General features: G+C 42.2%; 15 protein-coding genes. 10 read left to right on the top strand and 5 right to left on the bottom strand.

Features of this window, described 5'->3' with window-relative positions:
• Positions 1-7: 7 nt before the first annotated feature.
• The 3 genes from K9M07_02055 (at position 8) to K9M07_02045 (ending at position 2,071) form a co-directional block, all read left to right on the top strand.
• Positions 8-700, top strand: coding sequence for a hypothetical protein (locus K9M07_02055; protein MCF7852005.1), 693 nt, complete (start codon positions 8-10; stop codon positions 698-700).
• Positions 701-728: 28 nt separating this feature from the next.
• Entirely contained in the window at positions 729-926 is a 198-nt protein-coding gene (locus K9M07_02050; protein MCF7852004.1) for a hypothetical protein, read from the top strand.
• A gap of 107 nt (positions 927-1,033) precedes the next feature.
• Complete coding sequence (locus tag K9M07_02045) at positions 1,034-2,071, top strand: virulence RhuM family protein (protein MCF7852003.1); 1,038 nt, start codon at positions 1,034-1,036, stop codon at positions 2,069-2,071.
• A 172-nt stretch (positions 2,072-2,243) separates the two neighbouring features.
• Here the strand turns inward: K9M07_02045 and K9M07_02040 are convergent, their stop codons facing one another.
• The 4 genes from K9M07_02040 to lpdA are packed head-to-tail and all read right to left on the bottom strand — an operon-like array spanning position 2,244 to position 6,069.
• Positions 2,244-2,759 carry a hypothetical protein gene (locus K9M07_02040; protein ID MCF7852002.1) on the bottom strand — a complete coding sequence of 172 codons (516 nt, stop codon included), beginning with the start codon at positions 2,757-2,759 and terminating at the stop codon, positions 2,244-2,246.
• A 49-nt stretch (positions 2,760-2,808) separates the two neighbouring features.
• On the bottom strand, positions 2,809-3,714 hold the full coding sequence (locus K9M07_02035) for a HEAT repeat domain-containing protein (protein MCF7852001.1): 906 nt from the start codon (positions 3,712-3,714) through the stop codon (positions 2,809-2,811).
• Between the two features lie 14 nt (positions 3,715-3,728).
• On the bottom strand, positions 3,729-4,643 hold the full coding sequence (gene lipA / locus K9M07_02030) for a lipoyl synthase (protein MCF7852000.1): 915 nt from the start codon (positions 4,641-4,643) through the stop codon (positions 3,729-3,731).
• A 28-nt stretch (positions 4,644-4,671) separates the two neighbouring features.
• Positions 4,672-6,069, bottom strand: a complete 1,398-nt coding sequence (gene lpdA, locus K9M07_02025; GenBank protein ID MCF7851999.1) for a dihydrolipoyl dehydrogenase — start codon at positions 6,067-6,069, stop codon at positions 4,672-4,674.
• 531 nt (positions 6,070-6,600) lie between these two features.
• Here lpdA and K9M07_02020 point away from each other — a divergent pair.
• Both K9M07_02020 and K9M07_02015 read left to right on the top strand, forming a co-directional pair.
• Complete coding sequence (locus tag K9M07_02020; protein ID MCF7851998.1) at positions 6,601-7,917, top strand: NTP transferase domain-containing protein; 1,317 nt, start codon at positions 6,601-6,603, stop codon at positions 7,915-7,917.
• Between the two features lie 16 nt (positions 7,918-7,933).
• Positions 7,934-8,698, top strand: a complete 765-nt coding sequence (locus tag K9M07_02015; protein MCF7851997.1) for a metallophosphoesterase — start codon at positions 7,934-7,936, stop codon at positions 8,696-8,698.
• On the opposite strand, the gene K9M07_02010 is transcribed toward K9M07_02015, so the two are convergent.
• Positions 8,693-9,613, bottom strand: a complete 921-nt coding sequence (locus K9M07_02010) for a hypothetical protein (GenBank protein ID MCF7851996.1) — start codon at positions 9,611-9,613, stop codon at positions 8,693-8,695. The two genes, K9M07_02015 and K9M07_02010, sit on opposite strands and share 6 nt — an antisense overlap.
• A 218-nt stretch (positions 9,614-9,831) precedes the next feature.
• Between K9M07_02010 and K9M07_02005 the strand changes: the two genes are divergently transcribed.
• The 5 genes from K9M07_02005 (at position 9,832) to K9M07_01985 (ending at position 14,187) form a co-directional block, all read left to right on the top strand.
• A complete protein-coding gene (locus K9M07_02005) occupies positions 9,832-10,257 on the top strand; it encodes a hypothetical protein (GenBank protein ID MCF7851995.1) in 426 nt (141 codons plus the stop codon).
• Positions 10,258-10,313: 56 nt separating this feature from the next.
• Entirely contained in the window at positions 10,314-12,170 is a 1,857-nt protein-coding gene (locus K9M07_02000; protein MCF7851994.1) for an oligopeptide transporter, OPT family, read from the top strand.
• 61 nt (positions 12,171-12,231) lie between these two features.
• Positions 12,232-12,849, top strand: a complete 618-nt coding sequence (locus tag K9M07_01995; GenBank protein ID MCF7851993.1) for a prepilin-type N-terminal cleavage/methylation domain-containing protein — start codon at positions 12,232-12,234, stop codon at positions 12,847-12,849.
• Positions 12,850-12,851: 2 nt separating this feature from the next.
• Entirely contained in the window at positions 12,852-13,727 is an 876-nt protein-coding gene (locus K9M07_01990; GenBank protein ID MCF7851992.1) for a hypothetical protein, read from the top strand.
• 1 nt (position 13,728) lies between these two features.
• Positions 13,729-14,187 (top strand): hypothetical protein, encoded by a 459-nt coding sequence (locus K9M07_01985; GenBank protein MCF7851991.1) that lies wholly within the window; start codon positions 13,729-13,731, stop codon positions 14,185-14,187.
• Positions 14,188-14,195: the final 8 nt, after the last annotated feature.

The raw sequence follows: 14,195 nt of genomic DNA, 5'->3' as shown, positions 1-14,195 counted from the left end.
GGATAATATGACGGCTGTTCTTCCCTTTGATTCTCCCACACTCCGCTCAAGAACCCTGCTGGGAGCATGTGCGGGGGTGCTCCTTTATGGATATGAGCGGTATCTCAAAACACCCCAATCCTGGATGCAAATCCCCCACACCCCCTTTCGAGTGATTGCCGTGGCAGCACCTGTTTTCTTTGGCATGCAATATATTTTCTCAGCAGCAAAACACCCCCTCACGTCTTTCTTCTGGGAAAATCGTCTTGTTCATGAAATCACTCAATGCCTTCCGGCCTACTTCGTCACCCATTCCCTTGTCAGCCTATTTTTTCAATACCGCCTGTTGGAAAATCCCTATCTCCACTTTCCACTCTACATTGTGTCAGTGGCAAGCACCATCGTCTCCCTTGCCCACACTGTCTTTCATTGGCTTCATCTTATTTCTTTCAATGATTTTACCCGTACAGAGCCTAAAGAGCTCCCTTCTACCGGCTCAATGACTTTGACTTATCATTTAAAAGCTCGAGACATTGACACCCTCTTTACCGTCCGTTTATCCCCTAGCGCCGATGACACATGGGAAGTAAGGCTTGGCAAAGAGGCTCCGCCATTACTTAAGGAAAAAGCGCCATTAGAAATGCTCTTCAAACGCATTAGGCTCGATCTCATTGCAGAAAAGAAAGCTAAAACCCCAAAACTTTTAAAATCCCACGCATAATACCATTTATCAAAAATAACGTTTAGTTGTGCTGCGCCTTGAACAGCATAAAGACCGTCTTTGGTACGCTCAGCAAACGATCAAAAATGGATGGTCTAGAAATGCTTTAGTGATGTGGATTGAATTTGAACTACACAAGCGTAAAGAGAAGGCGGTGAATAATTTCGCTTTAACCCTTCCGGGGCCTCATTCTGATTTAGCTGTTGAATCGCCTAAATTCCAGTAGCATTTTAAGCAAAATCTTTCTAACATCTGGGATGCCAAATCCGACTCCATAATGGAATAAGAGGGATATAACCGGCCCCGATTATAAAAAATTAGGACTCCTTTATAATGAAAAACAATGTGCCTGATAGCGATCTAATTCTATATCAAACCGAAGACGGTCTTACTAAAGTTGAAGTACGACTTCTCGATGAAACTGTTTGGCTAAATCAAGCTCAAATGAGTGAGCTATTCGATAAAGATAAGAGAACGATTTCAGAGCATATAAAAAATATTTTTAATGGGGGCGAACTAATAGAAGATTCAGTTGTCCGGAATTTCCGGATAACTGCCGCAGATGGTAAGAATTATCAGGTTATTCACTATAATCTTGATGTTATCATCTCTGTTGGCTACCGAGTTGCATCGCATAGGGGTACACAGTTTCGCATTTGGGCAACTCAACGATTGAAAGAATTTCTTATCAAAGGATTTGTCTTAGATGATGAGCGATTGAAACAATCTGGTGGGGGTAATTATTTTGATGAGCTTTTGGCTCGCATTAGAGACATCCGCTCATCGGAAAAGGTTTTTTGGCGGAAGGTACTCGATATTTATGCCACCAGCATTGATTACAACCCACGTTCAAACTTATCTGAAGAGTTTTTTGCTATTGTGCAAAACAAAATGCATTGGGCTGCTCACGGATATACCGCGGCTGAAATAATCCATACTCGAGCGGATTCTACAAAGCCAAATATGGGGCTTACCTCATGGACCGGCAACAGTTTACGTGCTCCAGATGTTGGGATTGCAAAAAATTATCTAAACAACCAGGAACTCGAAACTCTTAATCGCATTGTTTCAATGTATCTCGACTTTGCAGAATTACAAGCTCTCAGTCGTAAACCCATGTATATGAGAGAGTGGATAGTCAAATTAGATGATTTTCTACGCATTAGCGATCGAAATATCCTTACCCATGCAGGAAAGATTAGTCATCAAATTGCTCTAAATAAGGCAAAGGCGGAATACGCTAAATACCGGCAACAATTAAATGAGCTTTCTTCTCCAGTTGAAAAGCATTTTATCGAGGCTATTAAAGAAGTTAAACAAATTAACTCGATCAGTCCAAAGAAAAGCTCAAAAAAACGCAAACCTTCTTAATCCCACGGTGCACAGGCGGTGCAACGACTTGCCTATTGCACCATCAAAACCCAATAAAATCCAGTAGCATTTTAGCCATAAATGCCTTATCATCTTACTCATAGCGGTTGGATGGTATTGGGTTGTATGGCGGACCGCCGCCCTCATAATCCGTATTTTGGAGCAATGCGGGTTAGCCCGCATTGCCGTCGATTTTTCGAAGTGATCTTCTGCCGAAAAAAAGAAGAGGCAGTGCAAGCAGGCTATAGATATACCAATACTTACTCTTCCACTGAAGCGTGAGCTCCCCATCCGTTGAAAAAAACAAAATCAGAAGACCGATCGTTAAGAGCTGCGCTCCAATTGTCAGCAAGAAAATAGAGGCCAAATGCATCTTTCCCTCTTGAGACTGAAGGGGGGCTTTTGGATTGGCTTGCTTTACATTGCGCTCAAACTCAGCCTTATGCTCTGCAAAGGGATCGGAAACATTCGTTTGAGGATGGGATCTCTTAAGTTTAATATCGGGAGCATAGGGTGGATCATACCGATTGGCGAATGAAGAGGCCGCCGGGGGTTCATCATCAGGTGATGCAATGGGCTCAGATAAAAGTTGTCCACAAAAAGGGCACTCTTGTGCATCTAAAGGAACATCTCCTTCACAGAATTGACACAATTTTGTCCGCTCATGCAACATAATCTCTTTATCCATCTTCTCCTCAATATTTTCGACTCCTATCGGTATACACAAAAAGATAATTCTATTTCCAATGATTTATAACGACTTTCATTTCTTTTTTTAGAGCTTCAGAGAGATCGGAATGCGAAAGCAGTGCTTTAAACCGAGCGCGCTCTTTCTCATGCATCAAACCCGAGCAAGTAAAAATCAGATAAATACAAAACGCTTCATGCTTGCGCATTTCCTCGTCTTCTAAGACAGATAATGCGACATGTGCCACTTCCGGATCATCCCCTAAAGAAGAAAGAGTGATAATGGCATGCTCATTGTCTTTTGTATACGGTTTTGTAACCAACCGCTTGATCAAAAAATCTTTTGCAGGAGCTCCAAAAGAGAGCAGCGCTTTAATAATTTCTTCATCAGTAAAAAAGTTGTCTTGATTAAGTGCGGAAAATAGAAAGGGAATCACACTCTCATCTTGGATTTTAGCCAAGCACTGCGCAGCAAAAATAGGCACGCGTCCATATCCCGGGAACAAGGGGTCATAAAACACATCGGAATTGAGCAGATGTATTAATGGTTTAGTCACTTTTTTTCCCAAAGCCACTAGTTTTTCCATTTCTTCTTGAGGCACTTCTTCTTCGGATAGGATCAAATCGCTCATTAAACAGGGCATGCTATCGGAAGACGAGGCTGTTGCGTACACATCGCGCAAATCGTGATACAATTTTTTAGCTCTCTCGACGATTTGTTGAGCGGGTAGAGGCATGAGAATCTCAGAGAGATTTTGTCCTACAGCTTTTTCTTGAGCTTGAAGCTCTTTGATTCTCTTGATTTCAAAGTCATCGACAACACCCACGCCCCCCTCTTCGTAATAATCGAGCATCACATCAAAATTGCTCCCAAAATGGGCATCCCGATGCATTAGAATCTCGACATCCATGGCATCAAGTAGGGGAAGTAGGGGGAATCCATCATTATCTTGCATCGTGTGTATCCATTCTAAAGAGATTGAGTGAGAAGATCTGCATTGTAACTTGAGCGAACAAAGGGGCCACAGTACATATGGCGTACACCAATTGAGTGTCCATACTCTTCATAAAATTTAAATTCCTCAGGGGAAATAAAAGCTTTAACAAGCGCACGCGAGCGCGAAGCCTGCAAATATTGCCCAATGGTAATAATATCGCACCCCGCCTCTTTTAAATCTCGAATTGTCTCTTTTACTTCCTCTTTAGTTTCTCCAAAGCCAAGCATCATTCCCGATTTGACATAAGACGTGGAATGCTTTTTAGCAAGACTGAGCACTTCAAGTGTGCGATCATACTCAGCTCGATATCTAATGCGCGGTGTTAAGCGCCGCACGGTTTCAATATTGTGATTAAAGACTTCAACGGGCTCATTCAAAACACTCTTTAAAGCCTCCCAATTCCCATCAAAATCGGATGTCAACAGCTCAATTGTCCCCTCCGGACGACTCTTTCTAATGGCCTGCACAATGTGCACGAGGTGATCGGCGCCCCCATCGGGAAGATCATCACGAGCGACCATCGTAATCACAACATGTTTTAATCCTAAATCCCTCACACATTCTGCAATGCGCTCAGGCTCATGCGGATCGGGAGCCGCCGGCATTTTTGAAAAGTCAATATCACAAAAACCACATTGTCTCGTACACTCTTTGCCAAGCACTAAAAATGTCGCTGTTTTCTTTGAATAACATTCAAAGCGATTCGGACACTTTGCCTCTTCGCAAACGGTATTGAGCCGGTGTTTTTGCAAAATGGCATTGGTCTCAAAGAGCGCCTCACCTTTAGGCAATTTTCGATGGAGCCAAGAGGGAAATCTCCCCTGTCCCTTTTCGGGATTAGCAGGGAGTCGATTGGGTTTATTGACTTTAGGCCGTTCATCAAACATCTCGAGCTTCACAAGCTTTGATCTCCTCTTATCGTTTAGGGGGGAAATGAATCGGTGTATCATTGGCAATCAGCGATGCCTCGAGCCAAGCCTCAGCCATTGTAGGGTGTGCATGGATCGTCTCAATCACGCAATCAACCGTCAACTCATTATTAACAGCTAATGCCATTTCAGAAATGAGGTCAGCCGCCCCATGTCCAATCACCTGAGCCCCTAAGATTTGTTTTGTTTTAGCATCGATAATCATATCGACAAAACCATCCGTATCTTTTGAAGCTTGCGCTTTCCCAAGTGCTTGCAAGGGGAATCTAGCCGTTTTAATCTGATACCCTTCTTCCGTTGCCTCTTCTGCCATCATTCCAACCATCGCAATTTCAGGTGATGTAAAGATGACCGCAGGCACTGCATGGTAATGCATATAAGCATTTTCACCACAGGCATTAAGTGCAGCCGTAATGCCTTGATGCGAAGCGACATGAGCAAGCATCATCTTCCCGGTTACATCGCCAATGGCATATATGCCATCGACATGCGTTTGCATCTTGCTATCCACCTCAATGATCCCACGCGGCCCGGTCGATAGTCCGGCATTTTCTAACTTAAGTCCATCCGTTACAATGTCTCTTCCAACAGCGATGAGAGCCATTTCACTTGATAACACCCTTCCGTCATTTAAAACAACTTCAAGACCGGAAGCGACGTCTTTGATCTCTTGGACAGAAACGCTCGTTTCTATTTTGATATTTCTCTTTTGGAAAGCGCGCGATAGCGCCTCCGAAATGGTTTTTCCTTGCAGTTTGACAATCTGATCTAATGCTTCAACAATGGTCACATCTGAGCCGAGTTCACCAAAAAGCGATGCAAACTCACACCCGATATATCCCCCTCCGACAACAATAATCGATTGAGGTAAATGGGTGAGCTCTAAAATCGATGTCGAATTAAACACCTTTTTATGATCACAGGGAAGCGAAGCAATCTCCATCGGCTTGGAACCGGTTGCGATAATGATCTTATCTGCACGGAGCATCGTTGGCTCATCACCGGTGATTTTCAAATGATAGCGATCGACAAATTGCGCAGATCCGCGAATGATCGTGATCTTATTGGATAAGATCAACCCTTCCAAACTACTGCGAATCTTACCGACAACCTGATCTTTTCTCTCGGTCATCTTGGCATAGTCAAATGAGACCTGGCCAACCGTGATTCCGAATTCCGATGCGCGCTTAATATTGTAGACGACATCGGCATTGGCAATCAAAGTCTTGGTTGGAATACACCCGTAATTTAAACAAGTCCCACCTAATTGATCGCGTTCGATCAGAGCAACTTTTTTGCCGCTTTGGGCAGCCTTAATCGCCGCAACATATCCGCCGGGACCCGCGCCAATCACTGCAATATCAAATTCTTTTACATCTGCCATGATTCTATCCTATTGAAATCAAGAGTTTGCACCCTATCTTACGCTCAATAGGAAAAAAATAAAATAGCAGATATCAGACCTTTGATGATTTATATAAAAAAGGTTGATTCGGAATCGTCTTGCTCCTCCCAAGGGTGGGTATATTCAAATACTTCAAATTCTGCCATCCAATCATCGAGTATCATCCGTTCAGAGTCGATATATTTTAAGCTAAATCCTAGCATAAAAGCCCCCGGGTATGTCGGCTATTGTATTGCATAAGCATTTAAATAAAAAACACTTATACGATTATAAGAATAAGAAGAAATCTTGCATATCCTTATCTTTTTGAATACCTGAAAAATCATTAAAAGCTCAAGAAATCCAACCGAATTTTTCAATTTAAAACGCAAACCTTTCACGCTCTTAATCTATCACCTAAAGAATTAATTTTTCTATAGATATACTGGATTTAAAACCTCATCATATATTAAATAAAAGTAAAAAGAGTGGGTTTATTAATTATACCACATTATAAAATAAGAGTTTGTTTTGGATAATTATGCGCGAGATGAGGAGTTTAATGTAGCCACTATCATCTTAGCCGGTGGTCAAGGGACCCGTCTTTACCCCCTCACTGAAACGCGCTGTAAACCCGATGTGATTTTCGGAGGCAAATACCGCCTCATTGATATTCCCCTTTCAGCCTCCATTAACTCGGGAATCCCCCACATCTTTGTCATCGCACAGTACTTAGCCTCCCACCTCAATAAACACATTCGAGAGACGTATCAACTGACGGCACACAATCAAATTGACATTCAACTCCTTAGCCCTGAAGAGACTCTACACGATAAGCTCTGGTACCGGGGGACTGCAGATGCCGTGCGCAAAAATTTAGAGCATCTTCTCGATATCCCCTCCGAATATTACCTGATCCTCTCAGGAGATCATCTCTATTCAATGGATCTTAGAAAACTGCTTAAATTTGCAATGACCATGGAAGCCGATCTCACCATTGCATCCATTCCCGTTGGCAAAAAAGATGCGCCTCGGATGGGATTGCTTCAAATCGATGAAGAGCGCTGGGTTCAAGACTTTTATGAAAAACCGACGGAAGAATCCATTCTCAATCGCTTTAAAATGCCCAAAAAATTAGCCGAGGGTTGTTTTAAAACACACGATCAGAGCCATGACTACCTTGCTTCAATGGGGATTTATGTCTTCAAAAGAGATGTCCTCATCCGCCTACTCGATGAGGTTAAAGGAGATGATTTTGGAAAGGATCTTATTCCCCATTTTGTTCGGAATAAGGGTAAAATCGCCAGTTTTATCTATCAGGGTTATTGGGAAGATATCGGCACCGTCTATTCTTATTATCATGCGACAATGGCTCTTCTTTCAAATCGGATCGGACTCAACTTTTATGATGAGAGCTACCCCATTTATGCCCAAGTTGTCAACCTGCCCTGCCCACTGATTACCAACGGAAGCATCCTTAACTCAATTATTTGTGACGGATCTATCATCAAGGAAGCCAATGTCGTCAACAGCCTTATTGGACTGAGAACCTACATTTTGGAAGGAAGTACCATTAAAAACTCAATTGTAATGGGAAATCCCCACTACTTCCATCAAGAAGGAGATCTCCCAACCGATATAGGTCACTATACGATTGGCAAAAATTGCCATATCGAAAATGCCATCATTGATGAAAATGCTCAAATCGGCAACAACGTCACCCTAGTTAATAAGGATCATATCGAGCATTTTGATGGGGATGATATCTGTATTCGAGAGGGAATTATTATCGTCAAAGCTGGCGCTAAAATCCCTGATGATACAACATTACAATCTCTAGCAGCTTAAATATAAAAGAATAACGATGAAAGTTTGGGCACTTGGCGATACCCACTTATACTTTGGCACACCTGATAAGAATATGAGTCTCTTTGGAGATAAATGGAGAGACCATCCAAAAAAAATTGAAGAGGCTTGGCGTCAACACATTGCGGATGAGGATCTCGTTTTGATCCCGGGTGATATCTCTTGGGGAAAACAAAAAGATGAAGCCATGCCGGATCTGTACTGGATCGACCGGCTCCCCGGACTGAAAATCATTTCAAAAGGGAATCACGATTACTGGTGGCCATCCAATAAGCAATTAAAAGAGCTCCTCCCCCCCTCGATCCGTTTTGTCAATAAAACAGCCCTTGATATTGGCCCTTATTCCATTGCCGGAACACGCCTTTGGGACCATCGCGGTGTCGATTTTTCACCCTTTATCCAATTTCGCTTTAACCCAAAAGCAACCCATCCGGGGCCAAAAACAGAAGAAGAAAAAGCACACGATGAAAGAATCTATCAAAGTGAGCTCGAGCGACTTGAACTCGCACTCAAAGCCCTCAATCCCTCGAAAATCAAAATCGCCATGGTGCATTACCCTCCCCTCAATGAACGCTTTGAACCGACTCCGGCCTCAACCCTTCTTGAGCGCTACAATGTCGACACCTGCATCTTTGGCCATATCCACAATATTAAAGAGGGAGTGCATCTCTTTGATCAAAAACACAATGGCGTGCGCTATGTCCTCACCTCATGCGACTACCTGCACTTCAAACCCACCCTCTTATATACCGATTCCCTATAGCTCTGCCCGTTTTTTTTCTAGGCTTTGGTCAAGAATGAGGCGATGTTTGTGCCTTTTATCGAGAGTTTTGGTGTATTCCATTGCAATTTTAGCAAGATGAGAAAACTGTCCTTGATTTGAAATGAGCTTAAGAAGGTCAAAGAAAAATTTGAAGAAATGAGAAAATTCCCCTTCTTCAAGCAAGAATCGCAAAAAATCTAATCCCAAATTGCCATTTTTCTCTTCAATAATTTGCTCTGCAAATCGCGAAAGCATCGCTTCAGTATCAAAAGCATCAGAAGTAAAGAGTAATTTTAATTTTAAGAAATCATATTGCAATTTGTTAGGACTGTAATCTTCAAAACGATCGATGATTTCAGATGCTGCCGTTTCATTGTGGCTGCGGATTAAATCAGAGCTAAAATCATAAACAAAATGATCCACATCATGTGCCAGATAGGATGTGAAATAGCTATATATCATTTCAACGGATTGCCCGGCATCTAAACTTTCATCAAATAAATCACAAAACTCGATGAGCTGAGCATAAAGATCATCCACATTGGATAAATCGCCACTATCATAAGTACTCATTAAAAAATCGAGTTCATCACAAAAAATAGACAGCGCATGCTTATGCGATAAATGACGTCTCCACAATTCAAAAATAATTAAATAGACTTGCTCCGCTTTTTCTCGATTGGATTCATTAGACACCAAGTATTGTAGGAGATCTTCAGGTGAATTTGAATTGCCGGCAAAAATAATAAAACTATCTAAATCAAGAAAAATCTTAAGATGATGAAGCCGCTGCAGTAATTGGTCATCCGTTAAATTGCGATAACTTTCAATTTGCCAAGGCTTCACCTTGTCGCGCTTGACATCGAGATGGGTCAATTGCAAAAGATTATAAAGTGCTCTACCGCGAATTTGCATCGCTTATTGTTCCTTTTAAAAAATCCCCTCCATATCCCGCTCGTGAGATCTCCCCGCTTGGCCTTGATTCAGCAATTCCCTTTAAAAGATTTCATGTTTTCAGTTTACTTCAGGGTTGAACTCAGTGTATGCTTTTTCATTTTAACATGTCAAATTTTAGAAGGCCAATCTTTCTCAAACGGTGCCAAAAAAAGGCATATATTCTCACGGAAGTTCTCGTGGCTTTTATTATTCTTGGCCTTGCCATCACTTCTTCGTTGGGCGTCTTTACCTACTTTTATAAGACACAACTCAGATCATGCTTATTAACGGAAATCGAACTATTATCTGATCGTCTCTTTACCGAATTACTCTCGGAACATCTCACGGCTACCGCTCTGAAAAGCGTCATAGAAACACAAGGCTCACCTATCATCGCCCTACCAACTCAAACTATTTCGCTTGAAGACCATATAAAATGCACGATCCATCCCTCTTACCAAATCGTATTTGACGCAAAAAAAATAAAGAGTGTCAAAAACTCGAAATCAAAAGCGGCTCATATTGATGTTTGCCTGATCTTTAACGCACACCCATTTAAAACACCAAAAATAATGACCTATCCAATGATTCTCTATCTCGACCCCCCACCTGACACCATTTAACGTTGATAAAAAATACTTTTTTAGGCACATCGAAAACAAACCATTTTGAGTTTGATATGCCTAAAAAAGATACGTTTAAGCCATATATTTCATCGAGTACATCTCCAAAAGAATTTTCTTTAAGAGCTATCGTTCTCGGAACATTGCTGGGATTATTATTTGGAGTCGGTAATGCCTATTTGGGATTAAAAATTGGGACAACCATTTCCGCATCCATTCCCGCTGCCGTCATATCAATGGCCATTTTACGCCTTTTTTTTAAACGGGTCAGTATCCTTGAAAACAACATTGTTCAGACGGTTGCCACTGTGGGTGAAGGCATGGCCGCAGGAATTGTTTTCACCATTCCCGCCCTCTTTTTTTTAGGAGAAAAACCTTCCCAATTTATGATTTTTTTTCTCGCTATTTTAGGGGGGATTTTGGGGATTTTATTCATGATCCCCTTAAGGCGATATATCATCGTGAAAGAACACCACAAACTCCCGTTCCCCGAAGGAACCGCCTGCGCCCAAATTTTAAAGGCCGGAGAAAAAAGCACCCACAGCGCCCTCAAAGCGGGAGTCGGGCTCATCATCAGCGCTGCATATAAATTAGCTATGAGCGGCTTCTTTTATTTTAATGAAATTGTCAGCTATACGATCAAGAGTTTAAAAGGCACAGCAATTAGTATTGACTGTACACCCGCTCTTTTAGGCGTTGGCTACATTATTGGCGCGCGCACGAGCATGATCATGTTTGCAGGAGGAGGTCTTGCTTGGTGGGTTTTGATCCCATTAATTAAGGTCTTTGGCGATCAAAGCACTCTTATTTATCCATCCCCTATTCCCGTCGCTGAAATGCAAGCACTTCAAGTCTGGGATAGTTATATCCGATATATCGGTGCCGGTACGGTTGCTGCCGGAGGGTTATTGAGTCTCGTTAAAATCATACCGATGGTTAAAAAAACGATGATTGAAGCCTTTAGAGAGCTTTTTAAAAATGTTCATCCCATGTTGAAGCTCAGAACGGATCGCGATATTTCTCTTCGATGGCTAGTCTTAGGATCCGTTGCCGCTATTTTAGCATTATGGCTCTTCCCCGGATTCCCCCTGAATTTTTTAACGATTGTGCTCATCATCATTTTGGGCTTTTTCTTTGTGAGCGTCACTTCCATCACTTGCGGTATTGTTGGCAGCACATCAAACCCCGCTTCCGGAATGACGATTACAACACTACTCATCACCTGTTTTATTTTTGTGCTTCTCGGCTGGACAGAGCGTATTTATCTTATTTCGGCTATTGTGATGAGCGCTGTTGTAAATGTCGCAATTACAATGGCATCCACAACCTCTCAAGATTTAAAAACCGGATATCTTCTTGGAGCCACGCCTCGCTCCCAACAAATCGCGGAAATGATCGGACTGATTCTACCCGCACTAGCCATTGGAGGGACCATTTATCTACTCAATGAAGCATATGGACTCGGAACGGAAAATTTACCTGCTCCACAAGCAACGCTGATGGCGCTTATTGCAAAAGGAGTCCTCCTCGGAAAACTTCCGATTATTCTTGTTGTCATTGGGGCATTGCTCGGCTTCATTGTAGCTCTTCTTCGCATCCCGGTCCTCCCCTTTGCCATTGGCCTCTACTTACCGCTATCTCTTTCCACAGCAATTGCAGCAGGGGGACTTACACACTACTTCATAGCAAAAAAAGCAAGTGAGCCGGCCATCCAATCGGGAATTCTCGCCTCATCGGGGCTCATTGCAGGCGATGCTTGCATGGGCGTGTTCATTGCCCTCTTGACAGTGCTCAAAGTGATTCCCGCAAGTAAAACCGCTGCATTATCGGCCCCCTTTACGCTGCTATTCTTTTTTCTACTCATCCTTTTCCTCGTGCGGATTACATTTGCTAACACCAAACACAAAAAATAAACGATTTTTTTCCTAATTGCTATATAAAGGAGGGTCATATTGGAATAATACAAAGCCTGAGATGATAAAAACAAAACATTCACTGACGTTAATCGAAGTCTTAGTAGGATTTGCCTTATTTGCCGTTTTAATGACGGCTTTGATGATGTCGTTTAAATCGATCTCGCTGAATCACGCGCACATCCAATCAGCCGGGCATCATACGGCAGCAAAGCGGCATGCCTTTTATACCCTCTCCTATTTCTTCGATAAAATTGTCGATAGGAACACCTCAACACTGCAAATTGAATCCACCCCTTTTGGCCCTCGCCTCTCCTTTATTTCGGGTGAACATATCGATCGGGACCCTCTTTTTTATGGAGAGCGATTGATTCAGCTCTATAGGGAGAATCGCCAACTCATCCTAGCTCAGTCTTCTTTAAAAAATAGCAACGCGGTTCGAAAAACCATCCTTTATGATGAGATTGATCATTTTGATCTCTCTTTTTTATATCCGGACCCAACTTTAAAAACCGGGATCGCCCAATACAAAAAAACTTGGGTCAAAGGAAGCATTCCATTTGCGATTGAATTGCAGATCACAAGACACAATCAGCCGACCTCTTTGACCCTCCTGACCCCTCCCGATTTGCAACCTAGACTCGGCATCCCATTAGAAAACAGCGATAAGGAAACTTAAAAGTGAATATCCTTATTTTTACGACCGTATTTGCCGTTTTAATCACGAGCCTTGTGGTGCGCATTGCTTCGACATCGGGCAGTGATTTTTATATCGCAGATCATTATGACGCCTATTTTTCAGCTAAACACACGCTTTATCAATCCATTTCAGAAGCCGAATATGAAAAAATTAAATCTGAACCAAAACCTCGGGAACCTTCTGAACCAAAAAAAACAAGGCCATCCAAAGCAACAGGCTATGTTGCTCAAAAGAGGCATCCCGGATCTGATCGAACAAAATTTAATCTCTCATTTCTCTTTGAAGCCAATCCGGAAAATAGAGCGATCTGCCGTCAAATCTTCCTTAAACTCTATCCCTCTCTAGAAAAACAACCCGATCGCCTTGAAAATCTTTTAAATGCCATGTACGAGATCGGCACTACGCGCGCTAAGAAAGATTTAACAACAGACTTTGGAGATCTTTTAACCCTTCCCGATCCGGAAGGGCAACTTTTGTGCGATATGCTCGAAGGGAATATGACTCCCTATCATCCGCTGAAAGACTATATGTACTTAGCCCCACTTAAAGACCCTGAACCTTTATATTTCCGCTATACTTCTAAGTTACTTCTCGAAGCTGTCCTCCCTCCGAATATCACTGAGCAACTCTTAGGCCTTGAAAAGCAAAGTGAACACAAAGAAACGCCTGAACACCGTCTGGATCGGCTTCTCTCCTTTTTATCCGATGAAATGAAAAATCAAATCACGAGATTATTTTGCTTTCATTTCAGAAAAGAGAATAACACAACACTCAAAGCAAAACGCAATAAAAACGAACAAGAAGAATCCAATCAAAAAGAAATCGTTGTCTCACGGACTATTTCGAAAAAACCATAATATGTTGTCAAGTGTTCTTCAAGAAGAGGAAAAAATCGCTAATGCAATTGCTGATTCAGTAACCCCTTTTCCTCAGGCATTGGAAGGAATTCTTGGATTTATCCGCCGTCACACATCTATCAGCTCTTCTATAAAAGGGCTTAGACGAATGCTGGATACTTGCCGACATCAACAAATTTCAATGCCAAAATTTGAAGAATTAGATCATTTCTTCCGCGTAACGCTTTACCCAAAATCAACCAAAACCGTTCCTTCTGCTTCATGGCAAGAGCCGATTTTCCAGTATCTACAAAAGCATGACAAAATTACCGCTAAAATTGCTCAAGAAATCTGGCAAGTAACACGCCGTACCACCACAACACGTCTTAAAGAAATATGCCAGGAGGGATTACTTATAGAAATATCTACTAGCCCCAAAGATCCGCAAAAAGTTTTTGTGCTACCCACACATAGAAATTAACATAGAAG

The sequence above is a fragment of the Simkaniaceae bacterium genome (assembly GCA_021734805.1).
GTDB lineage: Bacteria > Chlamydiota > Chlamydiia > Chlamydiales > JACRBE01 > Amphritriteisimkania.
This window is presented reverse-complemented; position numbering and strand designations above follow the sequence as displayed.